The 21949-nt window shown below is 53.5% G+C and carries 21 protein-coding genes and 15 tRNA genes; 2 read left to right on the top strand and 34 right to left on the bottom strand.

Translation table 11 applies throughout. From position 1 onward, the window contains the following. Positions 1-117 precede the first annotated feature (117 nt). From ACFPQ4_RS11605 to ACFPQ4_RS11595, 3 genes are all read right to left on the bottom strand, one after another. Positions 118-1290, bottom strand: coding sequence for an alpha-D-ribose 1-methylphosphonate 5-triphosphate diphosphatase (locus tag ACFPQ4_RS11605; RefSeq protein WP_378112010.1), 1173 nt, complete (start codon positions 1288-1290; stop codon positions 118-120). A 127-nt stretch (positions 1291-1417) separates the two neighbouring features. Then, positions 1418-3001 (bottom strand): peptide chain release factor 3, encoded by a 1584-nt coding sequence (locus tag ACFPQ4_RS11600; RefSeq protein WP_378112009.1) that lies wholly within the window; start codon positions 2999-3001, stop codon positions 1418-1420. A 146-nt stretch (positions 3002-3147) separates the two neighbouring features. After that, complete coding sequence (locus ACFPQ4_RS11595) at positions 3148-3861, bottom strand: sigma-70 family RNA polymerase sigma factor (RefSeq protein WP_378112008.1); 714 nt, start codon at positions 3859-3861, stop codon at positions 3148-3150. A gap of 179 nt (positions 3862-4040) precedes the next feature. On the opposite strand from ACFPQ4_RS11595, the gene clpP reads away from it, so the two are divergent. Then, a complete protein-coding gene (clpP, locus tag ACFPQ4_RS11590; protein ID WP_378112007.1) occupies positions 4041-4634 on the top strand; it encodes an ATP-dependent Clp endopeptidase proteolytic subunit ClpP in 594 nt (197 codons plus the stop codon). 4 nt (positions 4635-4638) lie between these two features. Here clpP and ACFPQ4_RS11585 read toward each other — a convergent pair whose 3' ends face one another. The 14 genes from ACFPQ4_RS11585 to ACFPQ4_RS11520 all read right to left on the bottom strand — a co-directional run bounded on the left by ACFPQ4_RS11585 (position 4639) and on the right by ACFPQ4_RS11520 (position 16997). After that, positions 4639-6156, bottom strand: a complete 1518-nt coding sequence (locus tag ACFPQ4_RS11585; RefSeq protein WP_378112006.1) for an MDR family MFS transporter — start codon at positions 6154-6156, stop codon at positions 4639-4641. Positions 6157-6266: 110 nt separating this feature from the next. Further along, positions 6267-7814 (bottom strand): MDR family MFS transporter, encoded by a 1548-nt coding sequence (locus ACFPQ4_RS11580; RefSeq protein WP_378112005.1) that lies wholly within the window; start codon positions 7812-7814, stop codon positions 6267-6269. A gap of 20 nt (positions 7815-7834) precedes the next feature. Beyond that, the gene (locus ACFPQ4_RS11575; protein WP_378112004.1) at positions 7835-8509 is read right to left on the bottom strand and encodes a hypothetical protein; all 675 of its coding nucleotides are present in this window, start codon (positions 8507-8509) and stop codon (positions 7835-7837) included. Next, entirely contained in the window at positions 8502-9188 is a 687-nt protein-coding gene (locus ACFPQ4_RS11570) for a hypothetical protein (RefSeq protein WP_378112003.1), read from the bottom strand. The genes ACFPQ4_RS11575 and ACFPQ4_RS11570 overlap by 8 nt, the downstream gene beginning before the upstream one ends. A 14-nt stretch (positions 9189-9202) precedes the next feature. After that, positions 9203-9826 (bottom strand): YhbD family protein, encoded by a 624-nt coding sequence (locus ACFPQ4_RS11565; RefSeq protein WP_378112002.1) that lies wholly within the window; start codon positions 9824-9826, stop codon positions 9203-9205. Between the two features lie 141 nt (positions 9827-9967). Next, positions 9968-10591, bottom strand: a complete 624-nt coding sequence (locus ACFPQ4_RS11560) for a cyclase family protein (protein WP_378112001.1) — start codon at positions 10589-10591, stop codon at positions 9968-9970. Positions 10592-10633: 42 nt separating this feature from the next. Beyond that, a complete protein-coding gene (gene zwf / locus ACFPQ4_RS11555) occupies positions 10634-12187 on the bottom strand; it encodes a glucose-6-phosphate dehydrogenase (protein ID WP_378112000.1) in 1554 nt (517 codons plus the stop codon). A 146-nt stretch (positions 12188-12333) separates the two neighbouring features. Further along, a complete protein-coding gene (locus ACFPQ4_RS11550; RefSeq protein ID WP_378111999.1) occupies positions 12334-12978 on the bottom strand; it encodes a response regulator in 645 nt (214 codons plus the stop codon). A 6-nt stretch (positions 12979-12984) separates the two neighbouring features. Then, complete coding sequence (locus tag ACFPQ4_RS11545; RefSeq protein WP_378111998.1) at positions 12985-14028, bottom strand: HAMP domain-containing sensor histidine kinase; 1044 nt, start codon at positions 14026-14028, stop codon at positions 12985-12987. A 25-nt stretch (positions 14029-14053) separates the two neighbouring features. Further along, positions 14054-14698: a cell wall-active antibiotics response protein LiaF gene (gene liaF / locus ACFPQ4_RS11540; RefSeq protein WP_378111997.1), complete on the bottom strand. Its 645-nt coding sequence runs from the start codon at positions 14696-14698 to the stop codon at positions 14054-14056. 145 nt (positions 14699-14843) lie between these two features. Next, positions 14844-15515 (bottom strand): PspA/IM30 family protein, encoded by a 672-nt coding sequence (locus ACFPQ4_RS11535; RefSeq protein WP_378111996.1) that lies wholly within the window; start codon positions 15513-15515, stop codon positions 14844-14846. Between the two features lie 2 nt (positions 15516-15517). Further along, entirely contained in the window at positions 15518-16024 is a 507-nt protein-coding gene (locus tag ACFPQ4_RS11530) for a PspC domain-containing protein (RefSeq protein ID WP_378111995.1), read from the bottom strand. After that, a complete protein-coding gene (locus ACFPQ4_RS11525) occupies positions 16017-16691 on the bottom strand; it encodes a PspA/IM30 family protein (RefSeq protein ID WP_378111994.1) in 675 nt (224 codons plus the stop codon). Before ACFPQ4_RS11525 ends, ACFPQ4_RS11530 begins: the two co-directional genes overlap by 8 nt. Positions 16692-16706: 15 nt before the next feature. Beyond that, positions 16707-16997, bottom strand: a complete 291-nt coding sequence (locus tag ACFPQ4_RS11520) for a LiaF transmembrane domain-containing protein (RefSeq protein WP_378111993.1) — start codon at positions 16995-16997, stop codon at positions 16707-16709. 233 nt (positions 16998-17230) lie between these two features. Here ACFPQ4_RS11520 and ACFPQ4_RS11515 point away from each other — a divergent pair, with 233 nt between their 5' ends. Next, the gene (locus tag ACFPQ4_RS11515; protein WP_378111992.1) at positions 17231-17956 is read left to right on the top strand and encodes a C40 family peptidase; all 726 of its coding nucleotides are present in this window, start codon (positions 17231-17233) and stop codon (positions 17954-17956) included. 94 nt (positions 17957-18050) lie between these two features. Here the strand turns inward: ACFPQ4_RS11515 and ACFPQ4_RS11510 are convergent, their stop codons facing one another. The 17 genes from ACFPQ4_RS11510 to ACFPQ4_RS11430 all read right to left on the bottom strand — a co-directional run bounded on the left by ACFPQ4_RS11510 (position 18051) and on the right by ACFPQ4_RS11430 (position 21865). Further along, complete coding sequence (locus ACFPQ4_RS11510) at positions 18051-19658, bottom strand: methyl-accepting chemotaxis protein (protein WP_378111991.1); 1608 nt, start codon at positions 19656-19658, stop codon at positions 18051-18053. Positions 19659-19793: 135 nt separating this feature from the next. After that, complete coding sequence (locus ACFPQ4_RS11505; RefSeq protein ID WP_378111990.1) at positions 19794-20228, bottom strand: MEKHLA domain-containing protein; 435 nt, start codon at positions 20226-20228, stop codon at positions 19794-19796. Positions 20229-20353: 125 nt separating this feature from the next. Beyond that, positions 20354-20439: transfer RNA gene (locus ACFPQ4_RS11500), tRNA-Leu, on the bottom strand. 21 nt (positions 20440-20460) lie between these two features. Beyond that, positions 20461-20537 (bottom strand) — tRNA-Arg (locus ACFPQ4_RS11495). Between the two features lie 15 nt (positions 20538-20552). Further along, positions 20553-20626: transfer RNA gene (locus tag ACFPQ4_RS11490), tRNA-Cys, on the bottom strand. Between the two features lie 18 nt (positions 20627-20644). After that, positions 20645-20719, bottom strand: a tRNA-Gly gene (locus ACFPQ4_RS11485). Positions 20720-20726: 7 nt separating this feature from the next. Then, positions 20727-20800: transfer RNA gene (locus tag ACFPQ4_RS11480), tRNA-Gln, on the bottom strand. A gap of 17 nt (positions 20801-20817) precedes the next feature. Further along, positions 20818-20893: transfer RNA gene (locus ACFPQ4_RS11475), tRNA-His, on the bottom strand. A 24-nt stretch (positions 20894-20917) separates the two neighbouring features. Beyond that, positions 20918-20991: transfer RNA gene (locus ACFPQ4_RS11470), tRNA-Trp, on the bottom strand. A gap of 12 nt (positions 20992-21003) precedes the next feature. Further along, a tRNA-Tyr gene (locus ACFPQ4_RS11465) sits at positions 21004-21087 on the bottom strand. Positions 21088-21104: 17 nt separating this feature from the next. Then, positions 21105-21180, bottom strand: a tRNA-Thr gene (locus ACFPQ4_RS11460). Between the two features lie 21 nt (positions 21181-21201). Further along, positions 21202-21277 (bottom strand) — tRNA-Phe (locus tag ACFPQ4_RS11455). 11 nt (positions 21278-21288) lie between these two features. Beyond that, positions 21289-21365 (bottom strand) — tRNA-Asp (locus tag ACFPQ4_RS11450). Between the two features lie 34 nt (positions 21366-21399). After that, positions 21400-21476 (bottom strand) — tRNA-Met (locus tag ACFPQ4_RS11445). Positions 21477-21582: 106 nt separating this feature from the next. After that, a tRNA-Glu gene (locus tag ACFPQ4_RS11440) sits at positions 21583-21657 on the bottom strand. A gap of 35 nt (positions 21658-21692) precedes the next feature. Continuing rightward, positions 21693-21785, bottom strand: a tRNA-Ser gene (locus ACFPQ4_RS11435). A gap of 4 nt (positions 21786-21789) precedes the next feature. Further along, positions 21790-21865, bottom strand: a tRNA-Asn gene (locus ACFPQ4_RS11430). Between the last annotated feature and the right edge of the window lie 84 nt (positions 21866-21949).

The raw sequence follows: 21949 nt of genomic DNA, 5'->3' as shown, positions 1-21949 counted from the left end.
CCAATATGAACCATTATAGCATAAGGCATGGCCGGCATAACCGAACTCCGAAACGATCGACGATTCGATCCATCAAGCCGAAGTGACGTTACCGAGTCTCGGCGTATTCTTAAACCCTTAACGATAATTGCGCGTTGCATGAACGACCGCGCCATCCACAAGCGTCTCGCTGACGAGCGGAACGCCTCTCGTCTTTCGCACGATAATAAGGTCTGCCCGCTTGCCTGCTTCTATCGAGCCAATCTCCTTGTCGCGGCCAAGCATGCGAGCCGGCGCGAGCGTGCCCATCGCCACCGCATCGGGCAACGCGACCCCTTCGCTCTCCAGCGCGAATATCGCATGCAACAGCGAGGCCGGATGATAATCCGAGCAGATGATGTTCGCCGCGCCTTGTTTAATCGCATCGACGGCTTTCATGTTGCCGTCATGCGAACCGCCTCTGACGATATTCGGCGCGCCTACGCACACTTCCATTCCGCGCGATGTTGCATACTCCGCCGTCTCCAAGCTTAGCGGAAATTCGGAGACGGTCGCGCCGAACGATAGCGAGTGGTCGACAGCCGCTTCGCTGTCGTCGTCATGCGAAGCGACGGCGATACCGCGACGGCGAGCCTCGGACGTCAACGCTCTCAGGCGCTCCCAATCTACGAGCGACCGGCGACCCTGCAGCTCTTCGACGATCGCCTTTACTTCATCTAGTCCGACGCCTTGGTTTTTCATCACGTACCGTTCGAAAGCGCCCGGCCGATGATATTGACCAACGCCCGGAGCATGGTCCATGAGTGATAAATAATCGATAAGTCCATCCGATATGCAACGCCCCGCGAGCTCGAACCCGGTCAAATGCGAAACCTCGTACCGAAGATGCACGCCGTGGCGGATCATCGCTGGTCCCACGCGGAACGATGAAATCAAATCGATCATTTTCGATACGAGATGCTCGCCGCGCAAGCTTAATCCTACGCCTAGCGACAGCGAGTGGAGCATCGTCGTAATGCCGTGCCCCGCAAGCTTCTTCTCGAAATTCAGAAACGCCATGTCCATCGGAAACAGCGTATTCGGTCTAGGTTCCACTTCCTTCTCGATCGCGTCGCAATGTACGTCGATCAGTCCCGGCAATACCCAAGCGCCTTCCGCGTCGATAACTTTGTCTCCCGACGACGAACGGGTCCCGTTCGCTTCCCTCGCTTCGATCTCCGCGATTACGCCGTCTTCAACGATAACGTCGCCTTGTACCAAGCGATCTGGTAACACGATCGTTCCGCCTTGAATCCTTAATCTGCTCCCCATTACATGCCCGTCCTCTACGTTAGCTTGCTTTTATTTTAACGCATGCCGCGGTCATCTCCAAGCGAACGCCAACGCAACGAATAAAGAACCGCACCCCTAAGGGATGCGGTTCGCTAATGTCGTGCTATTAAGGTGCCATCTCCAGGAACTTCACGTCCGGCAGACGCTCCATCGCCGTTCTCATCGCGTATTCGTTCTCGAACAGCGCGACGTCGTTATCGTTCTTATCCTTCACGAGCGTCGAGTTGATCCGGAATTTCGACGGATCCACTTTGCCGACGAGCCATCTGGCGAACTGGTACGTCGTGCGATTGAGCTGGATATCGACGCCGTATTCGTTTTTCATCCGATACTCGAACACCTCGAACTGCAGTTGCCCGACGACGCCGAGATACGTATCTTCGAACGGTCCGACCGAACGGAATACTTGCACCATGCCTTCTTCCGTAAGCTGGTCGAGTCCTTTGATGTATTGCTTCTGCTTTAGCGCGTTCTTGACGGACACTTTGGCGAAAATTTCCGGCGAGAACGTAGGCAGCTCGTCGAACGTAACGTCGCGACCTTCCGCTAGACTATCACCGATTCGGAAAATCCCGGGGTCGAACAAGCCGATAATGTCGCCCGGATACGCCGTCTCGACGATATCGCGGTCTTGCGCGAGGAACTGTTGCGGCTGCGACAGCTTAATCTCTTTGCCCGCGCGCACGTGACGTACGGCCATCCCGCGGTTGAACTTGCCCGAGCAAATACGCAGGAACGCGATGCGGTCGCGGTGCGCCGGGTTCATGTTCGCTTGAATCTTGAACACGTAGCCCGAGAATTTCTCGTCGGTCGGATCGATCTCTCCCTCGGTGCTCCTGCGGGGCGTCGGCGAAGGCGCTAGCTGCAGGAAGTTCTCCAAGAACGTTTGCACCCCGAAGTTGTTGACCGCGCTTCCGAAGAAGACGGGTGTCAATTCGCCGCGGGCTACTTTGTCGTAGTCGAACGAATCGCCAGCAACGTCTAGCAATTCAAGATCTTGCGCCAGCTGATCCGCCAAGTAGTCGCCCGCCATCTCGCGAATGATCGGGTCGTTGTAGTCCGACGTAGGACGTACTTCGATCGAGGAATGATCTTTGCCGTTGAACAGCTCGACTTGGTTTTTCATCCGGTCGTACACGCCGCACAGCTCGCGTCCCATGCCGATCGGCCAGTTCATCGGCACGGAGCGGATGCCGAGCACGCGCTCGATTTCCTCGAGCAGCTCGAACGGATTTTGACCTTCGCGGTCCAATTTGTTAATGAACGTGAAGATCGGTATGCCGCGCTTGCTGCACACCTGGAATAGCTTGATCGTCTGCGCCTCGACGCCTTTGGCGACGTCGATCAACATGACCGCGCTATCCGCGGCAGTTAGCGTCCGGTACGTATCCTCGGAGAAGTCTTGGTGACCAGGCGTGTCGAGGATGTTCACTTGCTTGCCCGCATATTGGAATTGCATGACGGAGGACGTAACCGAGATCCCCCGCTGCTTCTCGATTTCCATCCAGTCGCTCGTCGCGTGGCGCGCGGCTTTGCGCGCTTTGACGGAGCCCGCCGTGTGGATCGCGCCCCCGAACAGAAGCAGCTTTTCCGTTAACGTCGTTTTCCCCGCATCGGGGTGAGAAATAATCGCAAAGGTGCGGCGTTTCTCGACTTCTTGCCGCAACTCGTCCGTAGGCTTTGAACTCATTCGTGGAAAAGTCCCTTCCTCAGTAAAATAACAGCTTTCATTATAGCATATTTAGACGAAAAAGCTCCGCTATCCCCATTAGGCTGTTCGATACAAAAAAAACCGCTTCAGTCGTCATCAAACGACCGAAGCAGTCTCTCTTCCCGTTATGCGGCCATCGCCATCGTCGTCGAGCTTGCATTACGCTTCGCCGGCGATGCTATCGCCCGCAGTCTTCTGCTTTGCAGCATACCGATCGCAAGCGTTGGCTCCAGCGCGTCGTACTGCACGAGCGATAGGGTCGACTCTATATCTCCGCTCCTATATGCCGAGGCAAGCACACGCAACACCGCTTTAAGATCCTCGTCCTTCGGCATCGCCAACTTCCCTTGCACGAGCATTGCCTTAACCTCGGGCAACGTCCGGCGAGCCCGATGCAAAGCTGCTTTAACCGCGCCTTCCGTGATGCCTAGTCTATCCGCCGTCTCCGAAGCGGAGTAGCCGTATACGTCTCTTAGCATAAAAACAGCTCTTTGCAACCGCGGCAACCGGAGCATGACGGCATGAAATGCTTCCTCCGTCTGGAGGAAGCTTTCGTCCGCAGGCTCGACCGTCTGCATGATCGCGCTCAAAGGGCGCATGACACGCTGTAACGTCGCACGCCTTCTTTTCGTATCGGTCCAAGCATTGCGGGCAACCCGCAGCATATAAGCTTCCGGATTCGCATGCTCCGTAACCGTCTTCGATTCAAGCGCTTTGAGCCAAGCTTCCTGCGCCAAATCCTCCGCATCCCACCGAGATTCCGTCAAGGCGAGGCTATAGCGAGCAAGCGTCGCTTGCAGCTTGTCGATGTCCGTACGATCCTTCGTCGTTTCCTTCATGGCGGACTCCGCCTCCTTAACCGCTGGCTTAATAACCTATGCTCTTATATTACGTAAACGAATGAAGCCTCGCAAAGGATACGCACCTGCAAATCTTTTTCTGAACGTATCTTTTTGCCGCATCCATTCGTTTACGGGTCGCAAGCCAATAACGAAATCGATTCGAGAGGATGAACCCAATGAGCAATTTCATTCCGTACGTCGTAGAGCAGACCAACCGTGGCGAGAGATCTTACGATATTTATTCCCGGCTATTGAAGGACAGAATCGTTTTCTTGGGATCGGCGATCGACGACCAAGTAGCAAACAGCATCGTGGCGCAGCTGTTGTTCCTAGCGGCCGAAGACCCCGACAAGGAGATCAGCCTTTACATCAACTCGCCCGGCGGTTCGACGACGGCCGGATTCGCCATCTACGACACGATGCAATTCATTAAACCGCCGGTTCATACGATTTGCGTCGGCATGGCCGCTTCGTTCGCGGCAATCTTACTGTTGGCCGGAGCCCCCGGCAAACGATTCGCGCTTCCCAGCAGCGAAGTGATGATCCACCAGCCGCATGGAGGCGCGCAGGGCCAAGCCAGCGATATCGCGATCAGCGCCAGACGAATATTGGATACGCGTGCGAGGCTGAATCGCATAACCGCGGACCGCACGGGACAGCCGATCGAGAAAGTCGAGCAAGATATGGATCGCGATTACTTCATGTCCGCCCAAGAAGCGCTCGACTACGGCATCATCGACGACGTAGTCAAGTCCATCGGAGCGCTATGACGCGTTAAGCGTGCGCCGGGACCGGTTCTTGTTCCGGCTCTTCTTCCCGCTTCGTCAGCACTTCCTTCTTCAAGAACCAAGCGACCGCGAACCCCGCGATAAGGAAGCCGATGCTAATAATGAATAAATGCTGGAATGCGTCCGCGAACACAAGCTTAACCTGATCCGCCAAGCCGGTATCTAGCCCTTTTGGAATGCCGCCCGTCGCGATCGTATCCGCTACGTCTTTCGGAAGCTGATCGCCGACCGAGTCCAATCCGCTCTTAATATTATTCGCCAGTATGCTGCCGAATACGCTCATTCCGATCGTAGCGCCGAGCGACTGGAACAGTTGTACGGTAGACAGGGCGACGCCGCTGTGCGCTTTGTCGACCGACTCCTGCACGATCAGATTGTCTCCGCCGAACAGAGCGCCGAGGCCGATGCCGAGTATTAAGAAGCTAATGACAATGTATAGCACCGTCGTATTTACATCGATCTGCGTTAGCATCGCATATCCGACGATAGGCAGCGACAAGCAAACGATGAATAAATTGCGGTATGCGACCTTCGTAATGAGAAACCCGACGATAATACTCGAAGGGATGGCGCCGCCCATGAAAGCAAGGTTCAAGTAACCGGATCCGGTCGGCGTCAGCCCCATCACGTTTTGAGCGAAGAACGGGAATGTCGCGAGTCCGCCCATTAGACCGAGCATGAGCAAAAATACCATGGTCGATAAGACGACTACGTTACGGTTGCGGAACAGGTGGAGCGGAATGATCGGCTCTTTCGCCTTAGTCTCAACCCAGACGAACAGAGCGAACAATGCCGCGGATAACGCCAGCATGCCGATAATGATTGGCGAGCCCCACGAATAGCCTTTGTTTTCGATCAATACCGGTGCCATGAGCAAGGAAAGCAGCCCCAGCATAAGCGTGAACGCGCCGGTCCAGTCTATCGAACGCTGCTCGTCTCCTCTGGACTCCCGCATCCCTTTGGACATAAACGCTGCCGCGATCAAGCCGATAGGGATGTTAATAAGGAATACCCAATGCCAGTTCACGTTGCCGACGATGTAGCCTCCGACTGTCGGTCCGAGCAATTGCGGCAAAATCATAAGCGGTCCGAACAAACTTTGAACCTTGGCGCGTTGCTCCAACGGATACGTATCGCCGATAATGACGAGCGCCAGCGGCATCAAGCCGCCCGCTCCGATGCCCTGTATGCCGCGGCCGGCGAGGAGCATCGTCATCGAGGATGCCATCCCGCACACGATCGATCCGCAAATAAACAGAGCCATACAAGTCAGATACACTTTTTTGCGTCCGTATAAGTCCGCCATTTTGCCGATAATCGGCATGAACATCGTAACCGCCAGCATGTAGATGCCCGCGACCCATCCGTAGAGCGCCAATCCATGCAGCTCCCGGATGATGGTCGGCATCGCGGTAGATACGACCGTCTCGTCAAGCTCCGCAAAAATAAGTCCGATGAGCAAACCCGTCAATACGAGCTTTTTGTTATTTCCAGTTGTCGTCACAGTTTTCCCTCGCTTTGCTTGCTACTGTCTTTCGATTAACCTTCGCAAGCATACTTCTCCCATATGAACCCAATGTGAACGATGAACGATGAATGCGGTCTCGAATCCGATTAATGCCCCGAGACCGGTTCCTTGATTTCCGCCGAAGCGTCTAGCTTCTTATTGCCCATGAACAAGGAAGCGATCAACGCCAGCACCGCGGGAATAATCGCCCAAGCGAACGTATACACGATCGAGGAAGACAGCATCTTCGAGATGCTCGTTAGGACGTCTTGCGGGAACAACGCCCGCGTAGACGGTTCGAGCAGCGCATGCGGGTCCTTCAGATCGAGCCCTTCGGGCAACTGAGGCGCATTGCCGCCACCGCCACCGCCTTGGAATGCGTCAGTCATTTTGTTCAGGAACACATGGCTTTGAATGATGCCGAACGTCGTAATCCCGATCGTCATGCCAAGCGAACGGACGAAGTTCAGCGTGGCGCTGGCCGAACCGCGTTGACGGTACGATAAGCCGTGGATGGCGGCGTTGCCGAGCACCGAGAACGACGCGCCGATGCCCAGACCGATCAGAATCATGTAGATCGTTACGGTGAAACGAGTCGAGTCGTAATTAAGCGTAGCGACGAGCGCGGTACCTGCCACGAGAATTAATAGCGTCGGGATGAGTACGTTTCGGTACGGCATCTTCGTCATGAGGAAGCCGCCCATCGTCGCCGTAACGACGGAGCCGACCATCATCGGCAACAGGACGAGACCGGAATTCGTCGCCGAGCCCCCGAGCACCCCTTGAATGAAAATCGGGATATAGACGGATGCGACGATGAACGCCGCGCCGCTGAAGAGGGCGGTAAGAACGCTCGTCGCGTACAATCGGTTTTTGAACAGCGCGTAAGATATTATCGGCTCCTCGGCTTTCGTCTCCGTGACGAGGAAGGCGATCAACAGAACGGCGAAGCCTGCGAACAAGCCGAGAATTTGACCCGAATCCCAAGCGTAGGTTTTGCCGCCGAGCTCAAGCGCGAACATAAGGCAAATAACGGAGCCGAGCAGCGTGCCTGCGCCTAGCCAGTCGATCGGTTGCTTGGAATGCTCGTGCGATTCCTTGTAGAAGAACGCGACCAAGATGAACGCCACGATGCCGATCGGCAAGTTAATGTAGAAAATCCATTCCCATTGAATGTGGTCCGTAATATATGCGCCGAGCAGCGGTCCGAAAATACTCGATAATCCGAACACCGCGCCGAACAATCCGCCGAGCTTGCCGCGGGTTTCAAGCGGCACGGCGTCGAACATGATCGTGAACGCGATAGGTACGAGAGCCCCGCCGCCGATGCCTTGGATCGCGCGGTAGATAGCCAATTCCGTAATCGAATTCGCCGTTCCGCACATCACGGAGCCAAGCATGAAGACGATGATGCCGAACACGAAAAACTTTTTGCGTCCGTACATATCCGACAGCTTGCCGAAAATCGGCATCCCCGCCATCTCGGCTACCATATAAGCCGAAGTAACCCAGACGAACTTATCCATGCCGCCCAGTTCCCCGACGATGTTGCCCATCGCGGTCGCGACTATCGTATTATCCATGGAAGCCATCAGGATGCCGAGTAGCAAGCCGGCGATTACCGCGCCTAACCCGTTTTTGTTCGATTGCGTCATAGTTGATTAATCTCCTTCGGTTACGCTTGTCGTATCATTTCTTTTACGGTAGAGCTCTTATGAATATCGAGCATTTCCGCGTATTCCACGCGCTCGATCACGCATCCCGGTCCGATCGTTACGCGTTTGCCTCTAACGACGCCTGCTGTCGTATGTTGCAGTTCGACCACGTCGCCTTCGATCGAATCCGCGATCAAATCTCCCGCCGTATTCGGCTTGAACAGATGGATCAGCGCGGACGCGCGGCTGCGCTTGACGGTTAGCGTGCCTCCTCCGATCTCCCGTGCCCGGCACGGTCCGTACATTTTCACGTTCAAGCTTTCCGCGCTGACGAGGCCTTTTACGTTAAACGCTCCGCTGATGTCGAATACGCCGGCTTCGCAGTCGCCGCCAACCTCGAGATTGCCCATCAACTTAATATGTTCTCCGCGCATGCGCGACGATACTTCCAGTTCCCCCCGCCCGCCTACGTGGCCTGCGTCAAGGCTTCCGTCGATTTCGACTTCGCCCGTAAGCTTAAGCTCACTCGCGCGCAAACTTCCAGCAACTTTCGTTTCGCCCATACACGACAGCTTCGTACAATCGACATCTCCCGAAAACGTGCATTCGCCGGTTATGCGCACTTTACCGAATTGTCCTCCTGCCGAGTTCGTCTCGCCGATAATTCTCAAATCTTGCCTGTTCGCGTCAGCCACCGGTCTTCACCCTCTCCTTAATCGTCGCTCCCGGATTTACCTTTAACTCCGTTTTGTATTCCACCCGATCGATAACGCAGCCTTTGCCGATGACGACACGGTTGCCTCGAACGACTTGCGCCTTCGTGTACTCCAAGTCGATATCGTCGCCTTCGATCGTCGTCGCTTGCAGCTCGGGCACGAACTTCGTGGACATCCAACTCCACAGTTTGCTCCAGACGCTCCTCGGAACTTGCCTAATAACCATCGACTCCACGCCGATCTCTCTCGCTTTGGCCCTGCCTTGCAATTTTATGTTCAGCGTCCCTACACTAAGGAGTCCGTCGACTTCGAATACGCCTTCGCCATCGAACTTTTCGATTTCGCAATCGCCTTTTACGTTAATCAGGCCATGCAGATCCAGGTGCTCCCCGGACATGATCCCTTTTACGGATACTAGTCCGTCAAGGCGTATCCGCCCTACCGCAAGATTACCCCCGACCGTCAGCTTCCCGTCGCAATCCATTTCCTCTGCCTTTACCGCGCCGTTCATCCGAATAACTCCGTTTGCTTTGATCGTCTTCGCGTCGATATCGCCGCTTACTTTGCCTACGCCGTCGATCTTCACGTTGCCGTAGGTGCCGCCGGCTGCGGTGCTGACTCCGTTCACGACCAAATCCGGCAATCCGCTTTTTATCATTGTTTTCTCCCCCGTCATATCAGTTTTCCTCTCAATTGTTCGATGAGCTCAGCCATCGGCAGCTTGGCGACGATTTTGACTCCGGTATCGAAATAAATATCCGCATACGCGCTAACGAGCAGGAACGTCGATACGCCCATTTTCCGGATGAAGATCAAATCGCACGGCTTACCTTCGAATTTCTGAAAATGCTCCCTCAGCACGGTTAGCAACCGTCCGCCTTCATCCATTGTCATTTCACCCGTCTGCAGCAGCTTATCGACGGCGTAGAACGTTAGCAGCATCTCGAACGAATAGACGGTGTGTTCCGGGTCCGCGCTTGCGTATTGTTCCAGTACTACTCTCGAAACAATGTTACGTTCCGAAAACGCACTTTTACGTAATTCATAGTCCAATAGCATCGGAGACAGCTTGTCGGCCACTTGGTCGAGCGACAAATCGTCCTTCATGTTAACGATTTTATCGATACGCGCCAAGATCAGGTCTTTCGGGAAAAACGTTTCCTGCCCTGTAAACGTGGATTTGCGAATAAACCAGTCTTCCGGAATGAGCTGCTTCCTTTTCCAACGATACAACTGACCATAGGAAATGCCCGTCGTATCCAGCAAATCTTTTTTCGAAATAAGGTCCCGGTCCATTGTTTCATCTCCTTCATGAGGATAATGTAACATAACATTGTTACGTTGTAAAGCGTAAAGGTGTAAGTCTGGGTTTAGTATTCCTTCAATTCCGATAAAAAAAGACCACGCCGCAATCGGCATGGCCTCATTCGATATTCGTTAGTCCGCGAGCAAGAACGCTCTTGCCGGCGCGGCATCGATTCCCGTCATCTTCAGCGGCGCGATGACCAGCGTGTAGTTGCCTGGCTCGACATTCTTAAGACGCAATCCTTCGACGATGATGATGTCGTTGCTCATCAACGTGCGATGCGTTGCGTAATCCGGCTGCGCGCGTTCGATGCCAAGCGCGTCCGTCGCTACGACGCCAACGCCGATTTCCGCCAAATATTTCGCGCCATCTTCCCGCAGGAACGGGAATTCGAGATCGAAATCTTCCGTCAGCGAGCTCGACGTCTTGAACAGCAGTCGCTCGCCGCGCTGAATGGCGTACGGCTCGAGATCTTCCTTCGTGATGAAGCCTTTCACATGAGTCAGATCAAGCACGCGCGCCGGTCCGACCAACCGATCGAGCGAGATCGTCTCGATCGTCGCGCCTCCTGCGATCATATGCAGCGGGGCATCGACGTGCGTTCCAGTGTGCACGTTCATCGTCAGCAAGCTCTCGTGCGGCTTGCCTTGATCGTGATTTTGCACGTTCGTGATGTGCGGCTTCTTGGCTTCGTAACTTTTCCAAACTTGCATGCTCTCTTCGATCGTCATGCTTATGTCGATAATGCGGGGCATTCGTTTCTCCTCCTTGCATGGCGGGCTTAAGCCGCAATCGGCTTACTTGCCCGTGTTCGAGATCCAGATGACGTTATCTTCGTCTTGTCCGTTAACCGGCCACCAGTGATACCCGTCTTCGGCGAGCATTTGCTCGACTTTGTCGGGTCCCCAAGATCCGGCAGCATAAAACTGCAAATCGCTCGAATCTTCTTTCCACGCCGCGGCGATCGGGTCGACAAGCTTCCAAGCGACCGCAAGTTCGTCCCAGCGAGTGAAATACGTATGGTCCCCGCGCGCCGCGTCGAAAATAAGGCGCTCGTACGCTTCCGGCGTGTTAATGCCGATAAGGCAGCTTTGGCAATATTCCGTCGCGACCGTCTGAATCGACATATCGTTGCCAGGCTTCTTGGCATTCAGCTTAATATAAATGCCTTCCATCGGATTTACGCGAATAACGAGCAGATTAGGCAGCACGTTTTGTTTGTTCGCGAACAATACGTTGTTAGGTACGTTTTTGAATTCGATTACGATTTCCGTCGACTTGACCGGCAGGCGTTTGCCCGTACGCACGTAGAACGGAACGCCCGCCCAGCGGAAATTGTCCACGTATAGCGTTGCCGCAAAGAAAGTCTCGGTCGAGGAAGCCGAATCGACGGAATCCTCGTCGCGGTAACCTTTCAATTCTTTGCCCTTCATCGAACCCGGGGCGTATTGACCGCGGATGACGTTGCTTACGACTTCTTCACGGGAGTTCATTTTGCGGATCGAGCGAAGTACTTTCACCTTCTCGTCCCTAATGTCTTCCGCGTCCAGACGGCTTGGCGGCTCCATCGCGACCATCGTCAGCATTTGCATCAAGTGGTTTTGCACCATGTCGCGCAATGCGCCGGATTTATTGTAATAAGCGCCGCGATCTTCGACGCCTACTGTTTCCGCTAGCGTAATTTGGATGTTAGCAATATGGTTTTTGTTCCACAGCGGTTCGAAGAACGCGTTCGCGAAGCGAATGACTTCGATGTTCTGGACCATTTCCTTGCCGAGATAATGGTCGATCCGGTACACTTCGTCTTCGCGGAATACTTCGCTGATTTCTTGGTTGAGCTTCTCCGCGGACGCATAATCGTAGCCGAACGGCTTCTCGATGACGAGATGTCTCCAACCTTTCGACTCGAGCATGCCGCCGTCGCGCAAGCTGCGGGACACGTGGCCGAACAACTCTGGAGCTAGTGCCAAGTAGAACAGGCGGTTGCCTTGAATCGAATATTTCGCTTCGAGCTCTTCCGTGTGCACCTTTAGCTCGCGGAAGCCTTCCACGTTGTTGATATCGAGCGACTGGTATGTAAAATGCTCGACGAAGGCGTTCCAGGACTCGGTGTCGCTCGGTTTATATCTGCAAAATTCTTTAATCGCTTCGTATACGTCGTCGCGGAATTGCGCGTTCGTGCGCGGACGGCGTGCAAGACCGACGATCGCGAACCTTTCGCCGAGCTTTCCTTCGCGATAAAGGCTGTACAGGGCGGGAAACAACTTCCGGCGAGCCAAATCTCCCGTTGCGCCAAAAATGAAATAGACCGCTTCATGGGCGGATACGGTATCGTGTGTGTTGTTTGTCATATTCCTCATCTTTCTTCTCTCAGGGGATCTAAGGATAGGAGTAAACAAAGTATACTAAATTTAATGTATTGTAGCATAATTGCCGGAACAACGCTATATTTTTACCCTACTATTTCCACAATGGGCGTCCGTATCCCCGATTGTCCTTATTCGGCGAGTCCGTTGCGGTGGGCGTAAATCGCCGCTTGCGTGCGGTCTTCGACGCCGAGCTTGCCGAATAAATTCGTGAGATGATATTTGACCGTCTTAATGCCGATGAACAAGTCGTCCGCTATTTCTTGATTAGACTTCCCTTCGGCGATCAACTTCAACACTTCCATTTCCCGGTCCGTTAAAACTTCGTGAGGCTGAGCCGCGGCTTGCGCGGGCCGGCGGAACCGGTTCATCATTTTCGAAGCAACCTGCGATTCCAACACCGATTGACCCCGTCCGGCCGCCCGAATGGCGTCCGCGATCTCGGATGCGCGCGAAGTCTTGAGCAAGTAGCTGAACGCCCCCGCTTCGATGACCGGATACAGCTTCTCGTCGTCAAGGAAGCTCGTAAGCACGATAACCCGGCAATTAGGAAGCTCCTCCATCAACCGGCGCGTCGTCTCGATTCCGTCCATCGGTTCCATGACCAAATCCATCAACACGACGTCGGGCTTATATTCGCTTGCAAGACGCAATCCGTCCATTCCGTTACCCGCTTCGCCGACGACTTCGATTCCTTCCTCCGTACTGAGCACCGCCGCCAAGCCGATCCGTACCATCTCATGGTCATCGACCAACAACACCCGAATGTCCGCCATATCCGATCAACCGCCTTCTCCCATTATGGGAACCCTGATTTCGATCCGCGTGCCTTTGCCCGGCGCGCTGGCTACGTTAAGCGAGCCGCCGATTTCGTTCACCCGCTCCTCCATGTTTACCATCCCGTAAGAGGCATGCTTCTTCTGCAGCGGATCGAAGCCGACTCCGTTATCTCGAATGCCCAGACGCACGGAATCTCCGCGGCGCTGGAGCACGATATCCATCTTCGTAGCTTTCGCATGGCGCAACGTATTGGAAAGCGCTTCTTGCACGATGCGGAACAGATGGTTTTCCATCCCTTTGTTCAGCAGCAAATCCTCTTCCATGTCGAGGGCGATATCGACCGCGATCTTCGTGCGCATCTCTTCGACGAGCTCCGGAATCGCTTCGACGAGCCTTTTGCCTTCCAGATGAACCGGACGCAAGTGCAGTAACAACGCGCGCATCTCGGACTGCGCCACGGCAGCCATCTCCTCGATCAGCTCCACTTGCCGTCTAGCCCGCTCGAAGTCGTGATCCAGCGTGCGCCCGACAGCCGTCGCGGTCATCGATATCGCGAACAGCTGCTGGCTGACCGCGTCGTGCAGCTCTCGCGCGAGCCGCTGTCTCTCTTCCACGACTGCGCTCATTCGCGCCTTAGTAGCGAGCTCCGCGTTGTTCGTAGATAAACGCTGCAACGATGCGACTTGCTCTTCCCACTTGCGGCCAAGCCTTACGAGCTTCTCCCCTAGCCTTCCGATCTCATCATGGCCGAGCTCCGGCAACGGCAAGCTCGGATTGCCCTTCTCGAGCGACGACATCGCGTCGCTTAACACTTCCAGCCGATTGCGAATCGGATAGCTGCGCACGAATCCGAACGCCGCTCCGGCTACTACCAGCACCCCAATCGCATAAATCGCGAATTTGATGACCGAAGCCCAGCTTTCGAATGGCGCCAGCATTCCCTGAACGCGAAGTAAATAGACGATTAATACGCCGATTCCGAGAGAGTAGAGAACGGCCTCGCCCATATGGCGCCAAACCATATTCGATGCTTTCCGAGACTCCATTCCGCTCCTCCTCTTGGGCGATTCGTCAAATCGTTCTTATTTTGATATCTCCTACGAGATAAAATAACTGAAGTTTCAATTGCGTCTCGCACGTATCGTAATTCGGCGATTTCCAGGACAGCCTTTGGAAGATCCCGCTTTCTTCCGTTTGCCTGAAGGTGATTTGCCCCAGGAGCACGGACGCTTCCACTTCCAAGCCGTAATCGTCCGGCACGTTCAAGTCCACGTTGCCCACGAGCCCTTGAAGTACGATCGTTAGCTGCCGATCTTCCGGCACGGCGAGCGTCATATCCATGCGCACCTCGCCGATCGCATGCCAGAAGCTCATCGAATGAAGCACCCATGATCGTTCGTCGAGCCTCATATTAAGCAGTAGCTGATGCTTGCTCGTATAAGTTCCGACGCCCGGCGGCCTCGCCCTAAAGTAAAAGATGCCCAGCGAGATAAGCACGACGAGCGCGAATAACGCGAATTGGTTCACGATTAGGACGAGTATGCTGATCGCGATAAGGATGAACGACAGCCGCGATCGATCATAGCGATAGCGATCTACGCCGATCAATATTAACAACGCCGCATTAACCGTCGGGTAACCCGCTACGCCTCCAAGCGCGAGGTAAATTCCGGCTGCGATAATAATCATCGCGTTCTTGGACATGGGCATTCTCATATCGGGTTACACCTCCTCGCGAATCTCGTTGATTTCGTAGCGAAAGCCATAACGGAAATTTCCGTTATGGCGGGTGTGATCGCTTGCGCACCTTGACATCATAGCATAACTTGGCAACAGCGAGAATGCTTGTTTTGCTTGCGGATTAGTTCGTTCCTAAGCGACTTTTGAGCTGTTCCAGCTCTTGCTCCACGCGGTAGCTCTTCTCCGGATCGAGATGAGCGGGCGCGCCGGTGAACGGCGTGCTCGGAATCCGCGCGACTTCGGCTTCCGCTTCCATCTGCATGATTCGCTCCTCCATCCGATGAAACCCGCGCGAAGCGTTGCCGCTCTCGATCGTATGGAGAGCGCTGACTTGCGCCATCTGCTTGCGTGCTTTGGCCATTTGGGCGCGCGCCGCCAGCTCGTTCCGCTTGTTGCGCAGCTTGTAGTATTCCTCTTTCATTTCGTGCAGCTGAGCCGTGAGCTCCGTAACCTGAGCGTATGCTTGATTGTGCAAGCTCGTCAGCTCTTCCGCTTGGCGAACGAATTGCACTTTATCTTCGAGCAATTTACGGGCAAGCTCCTCATTGCCTCCGCGTAGCGCAAGCTCGGCTTGGCCTTCGCGTTCCGCGCTCAGACGAACCGATTCGTCCAGCCGTTGCTTCATTCTGCGTTCGGATGCCATTTGCTTCGCGACCGTCACTTCCGCTTCATGGATTTCTTTCTCCATGTCGCGAATGTACTGATTGATCATGACGATCGGATCCTCTAATTTGTCCAACCAATCGTGCATCGAAGCTTTCGTCATATCCTTCATTCGTTGAAATACGCCCATCGTTATTCTCCTTTCGAATCCTTCTCGATTTTGTCGATCTTTGCTTTCAGCTCTTCGATTTCCCTACGCAGCGATTTCTTCTCGATATCCTCCATCATCTGATCGATGCCAGGTGCCGACGTTGGTCTGGCCGCGGGAGTAGTCGGCGTATAGGCCGGCGGCTTCCCGAAGTCCGGAGCAGGCGGACGCGGCGGCTGCGGCGGCTGTCCGGAATGGTTCCAAGACGGGCTTTGTGGAGGCCAGTTCTGAGAACCGTATTGAGGAGGCTGCTCCCTGCCGCCCCAACCGTACGGTGGAGGCGTAGCCCCGTATCCGCCGCCGTAATTCGGCTCCCGCGGAATAACGAAGCCGGCGATGATGTACACGATAATGACGGAACCGGCCGAGAATACGGCCACGATGATCAGCAGTACGCGGAGCAACGTCGTATCGACGTTCAGGTAGTCCGCTAACCCTCCGCAAATCCCGAATATCTTTTTGTCGCGCGTCGAACGGTATAGCTTACGCATTTGTTGTTCCTCCTTGTTGCAGTCTGCGTTTCATTGAATCGAGCTCTTGCTCGATCGTATGTTGAACGGCCGAAACGGCATATGCGGTTTCTTGACCGCCGCGTCGGATTTCGCGCAAGCTTTGAGCCTCCAACTCGATGTCCGTCATCCGATCTTCAATCGTGCGAAACATCCGCGAAGTATCCAAGCCGCCCGAACCGAATTTCGCGTTCAATCGTTGTTGAAGGCGAAGCGATTCCATTCTAGCGACGTAATATTGGCGGCGATCGTACACGGTCCGATATTCGGATCGTAGCTCTTGAAGCAGCTGTTCCAGCTCGGCAAGCTCGTGCTTGCTCTGTTCGTACAGACGGCCGTAATTGTCCGCCTGCGCCTCTTGCATCACTTTCTCTTGCAACGCCAACCTCGCGACATCCTCTTCGCCCGCTTTTAGCGCGGTAACGGCTTGTGCTTCGCGTTTCGCCTTCCATTGCTCCGCGTCTTTCCACTGCCTGTACAAATGCTCGGTGTGCGCGGCGTATTGACGCTGCAGTCCTTCGCTTTGCACGATTTCTTGGTGCGTCGACCAGAGGAACTGATCGATAACGCGTACCGGGTCTTCCGATTGGCTCAACCGTTCGTGCATATTCGCTGCCGTCAGGTCCCGTACTCTTCTCATCACGCTCATCTACGTTTCTACCTCCTATACCCTCGGGTTTCTACGCAGCATCGATACGCCGAACATGATCAGGGCGATCGCAGCCACCCAGACGAACAAGTGGGATAGCTGGCCGAGAAGCATTATGCCGCCGATGACGCCAATGATGCCTCCGAGCATTCGGCTGACGTTATTCCATGCCATTACGCCGAGCAATACAACTAAAATCGGGATGATCAACCCGAACAAAAACCCTAATCCGAAGCCCAACTTTCCAAGAATGATGAGACCGCCGAATCCGATCAGGATTATCGCGAGTCCGTTACCGCTTCTCATCGTTTGCTTCACCTCGTTTCTTTCGCTTTATGATTTCATTGTAAGCTTCAGCTTGCTTTAACATAACGGACTCGCGTATGTTTTTTGTCCTAGACTGTAGTCGGGCAACGTAATGGTCTTAAGACTTTTCCTTGTGCGACCTAAGGTTAAGCGCGCTTGGCAACAATTGAGGGTTTGAACCGCGATGGCCCTGTGTTAGCCTAGTTAAGCAAACTAACCGGAGGTGAGGTAACTTGAGAAAACAATTCATGGGATTGCTGGCTGCCGGAGTATTAATGAGCGGACTGTCCGTCGTTCCGATGTCGGTATCGGCTGCTTCATCTGGTTACAATAATGCTTCGTCTAATTCCAATTGGTTTAACTGGGCATCTTACTTTAATGACAATAGCAATCAGTCAACAAATACGCCGGCGAACGACGTACCGGCCAACCATACAGGCAATAACGTAACCGAAAAGCCTTCCGATAATGGCAAGGACGACACGAATACCACTACGCCTTCAGATCAAGGATCCGTCGAGATCGAGAAAGTCATCGCGGATGGCATGAAATATGTAGGTACGCCGTATGAATTCGGTTCGAACCGAAGCACGAAGACGACTTTCGACTGCTCCGACTTCGTAAAATGGATCTTCAACGAAACGCTGGACGTTAAGCTTCCTGCGGACTCGCGTCAACAAGGCGACTACGTCAAAGAACACGAGCCAAACACCGTTCAGACCGACTGGCACAAGCTTAAGCGCGGAGATCTTATGTTCTTCATGTCTTACGAGGGCTCGAGCGCATCCGATTACAAGAACGTGAACAAAAAGACCGAACGCATTACGCACGTCGGAATTTACTTGGGCAACGGAAAAATCTTGCACACTTACTCCAAAGATAGCGGCGGCGTTCATACGGACAGCTTTGCCGGTACGTCATGGGAGCACCGCTTCCTGTACGGCGGCAGCGTAATTTAAACTTATCACGCAACAACAACAAACCTCCACGCTAAGTGGAGGTTTGTTGTTGCTTTGTTACCTATAAACGTTATCCCGTTCGCTCAGGATCACCTTACACCTTGAACTTCACGACCATTCGATTCAACTCATCCGCCAATGCTGCAAGCGATTGAGAGGAAGATGCCGTTTCCTCGGAAGCCGAAGCCGTCTGCTGACTCGCGGCCGCAATGCTTTCCACTGACTGCAATACTTCCGTCGCTTGTGCCGCCTGTTCCTCGCTCGCTGCCGCAATCTCCATCACTTTACGTGAAGATTGATCGACATACTCGGTAATATGATGGAACGCTTGCTCCGTTAATTCCGTCTGCTTCGCGCTGCTCGCAACTGCTTTAACGCTCTCCGAAGTACTCAATTGCATGCCTTTAATAATGGCCGTAATTTGTTTCGTCGCCTCGCCGCTACGTTCCGCAAGCTTACGCACTTCATCCGCTACTACGGCGAACCCTCTTCCTTGTTCGCCGGCTCTGGCAGCTTCGATCGCCGCGTTCAATGCGAGCAGGTTAGTCTGTTCCGATATTTCGTCGATGACTTCTATGATAAGGCCGATTTGCTGAGAGTCGGTTTCCAGACGCGTCATACGGCTGCTTACATCGTTCATTCCCGCTTTGGACGCGGTCACGGCCGTGGCGCCCTCTCCTGCTATGGACACCGTCTGCTCGGCCAATTCCGCCGCGCTCTCCGCATTAACGGCTACTGAATTAATCGCGTCGGACAACTCCTTGAACAACTCCATAATACTTTTGGCGTTGCTCGCCTGACTCGTTGCGCTTCCCGAAATTTCTTCGGTGCCTTTGGAGATCTGCCTTGAGGCAGCGGATAGGCTATGCGAAGACGAAATAATATGGTGAATCATCTGTCTAAGACTTTCCGTCATATGGTTAATCGAATTCGCAAGCTGGCCGACTTCGTCCTTCGACTTGATCGATAGCGGTTCTACGCGCAAGTTGCCGCTTGCCACTTGCTCTGTCACCTCTACCGTCCGCTTGATTCCGTTAACGATGGAACGAATGACTTGCCAACCGAACAAGACGACGACCGCGCAGGAGATCAATACGACGGTAATCAAACTCCATTTGATACGGATATTGTCTGACTTCGTTTGCTCTATATCATTTTCCGCATAGACGACAAGCATTTCTTCCAGTTCGTTCAGACTTCCGCGAGCCGAGTCGAAATTGCTATCGTCCTTTACGATATCGGACTGTTGTTTGGCTGTTTCGATCACGCCTGCCACGGAAGTCGTCCACGATTTGAAATCCGTCTCGAAGCCCGAGAAGCTATCGAAGAACGAGCTACCTGATGTTTCATGCTTAAGGGGCTCGAATGCAGCACGATTATGCTCGAAAATGGTTTTCGCAGCATTCACCCGTTCGTTCACTTGACCGACGTTTTCTTCATACGAACTAAGCGCGTTGTTGTATTCGGAGGACCCTGGGCTTGAATCGAGGACGACTCGTTCATCGACGAGCGCCTGGTACATATCGCGATCTGCGTTAAGTAACAGATCCGCTCCCTTATAGGATTCATCGTACAACGAGCGTACTAGTCCGTTCGCAACTTTATCCAAATTTACGACACCCATCAAGTTCGTTGATATAAGCACGATCAATGCAATGGCTAATGTCGTGAATAGCTTGTAAGACAGACGTACGTTTCTCAATCGAATCACATCCGAATTCTAAGATTAACATCCTTAAGACTCAATATAAGACCCGAATGTATTGAAAATAGAGGTTTAACCATTAGAAATCGATGAGTTTGTTGTGAGGTTTGCTAATAAATAGAATGGGATGGCTTATACAAACTGCCATTCCTTGAACATTGCTGCTTGACCGTTGTATGTACCTTCTTCATCCACCAGGTTCCACAATAACGCCACTATCTCGAAGCGCTTTCCGCTGCTTGCGATTCGAATACCGCGAATGTCATCGGCATAACCTTGTCGCTTAGCGTCAGCTAATAACTTATCTCGTTCGCTTCTTTCCATCGGTTCGGCGGTAAGTCTAGACGGCATCGATGTGAACGATTGCCAATCCATCTCCCAGAGCGTCAGCGCTTGCCTGTTGCCGAAGTTCAAGATCGGATCGGCTTCCGTCCCATGCGAAAGTAAGACGAAAGGGGCATGGAACAATGCTTCTATCGCAGACTGCTTTTCCGGATCATATTCCAGCAGTGATTTCCCGACCACCCGTGCGTAGCTCTCCAGCAATAACCGACCATGCTCTTCCATGTCGGAGTAATCCTTCCGATTAACAACAACCATCCGTCACCGCTCCATATGTATAGAATAGAATTCATGCCGAACGCAGAAAAAAAGCTTCAGGATGTTGATCCTGAAGCTGATCGTTTGAGATATGGTGCCGGTGAAGGGACTCGAACCCCCACTCCCTCTCAAGAAACGGATTTTGAGTCCGTCGCGTCTGCCATTCCGCCACACCGGCATATTCAATTATTTAAAAACTTGGCGCGCCCTAAGAGATTCGAACTCCTGGCCTTTTGATTCGTAGTCAAACGCTCTATCCAGCTGAGCTAAGGGCGCATGCTTTAAGGATTTTGGAGGCGCCACCCAGACTCGAACTGGGGGTAGAGCTTTTGCAGAGCTCTGCCTTACCACTTGGCTATGGCGCCAAAGGCTTAAAGATAAGTTGGAGCGGAAAACGGGATTCGAACCCGCGACCTTCTCGTTGGCAACGAGATGCTCTACCACTGAGCTATTTCCGCATGTGAATGGCAGGGGATCTAGGATTCGAACCTAGGATGACGGAGTCAAAGTCCGTTGCCTTACCGCTTGGCTAAACCCCTATACTGAATGAAACAAATGGGGCGGACGAGGGGAATTGAACCCCCGAATGTCGGATCCACAAACCGATGCGTTAACCACTTCGCCACGACCGCCACGATCGTAATTGTAAAGCTCTTTGGCAGGGGCAGCAGGAATTGAACCCACACTAACGGTTTTGGAGACCGCTGTTCTACCCTTAAACTATGCCCCTAAGTCAAAAAAATGGTGGAGGCTGATGGATTTGAACCACCGAACCGTGAGGAACAGATTTACAGTCTGCCGCGTTTGGCCACTTCGCTAAGCCTCCGAGACTTAAGGTAAAACTGGTGCCGACTAGAGGACTTGAACCCCCAACCTACTGATTACAAGTCAGTTGCTCTACCAGTTGAGCTAAGTCGGCATGTTATTAATGAAGTTGTGATGGTGGCTCGAGACGGAATCGAACCGCCGACACGAGGATTTTCAGTCCTCTGCTCTACCAGCTGAGCTATCGAGCCTTGATAAAAAGTGGCGGAGCCGACGGGATTCGAACCCGCGGTCTCCTGCGTGACAGGCAGGCATGTTGGGCCACTACACCACGGCTCCGCGATCTTGCCTCGGTAATCAGCCGAGAGTTAATTGGTTGCGGGGGCAGGATTTGAACCTGCGGCCTTCGGGTTATGAGCCCGACGAGCTACCGGGCTGCTCCACCCCGCGTCGTTGATTAAGTATTCTTTTTTTCTCAAGGCGACTTTTATATCATAACCGATATCGCCAAGCATTTGCAACCCTCAATTTATGGTAATTCTTTTTCGAGGGAAGCTGGTGACCCCTAGGGGATTCGAACCCCTGTTACCTCCGTGAAAGGGAGGTGTCTTAACCGCTTGACCAAGGGGCCATGCCGTTTGCTACCATTGATACTAGAAATAATTATGGCGGAGAGAGAGGGATTCGAACCCTCGAGACGTTTTAGGCGCCTACACGATTTCCAATCGTGCTCCTTCGACCAAACTCGGACACCTCTCCATAATGGCTCCCCGAACAGGACTCGAACCTGTGACAACTCGATTAACAGTCGAGTGCTCTACCAACTGAGCTATCAGGGAATGTAAGTAATGAATCTAGCCTGGCAACGTCCTACTCTCCCAGGACCCTGCGGTCCAAGTACCATCGGCGCTGGAGGTCTTAAC

The sequence above is a fragment of the Cohnella yongneupensis genome, assembly GCF_042655785.1.
Classification (GTDB): Bacteria; Bacillota; Bacilli; order Paenibacillales; family Paenibacillaceae; genus Cohnella; species Cohnella yongneupensis.
The sequence above is the reverse complement of the archived record's forward strand: the minus strand, read 5'-3'. Positions and strand labels throughout refer to the sequence as shown.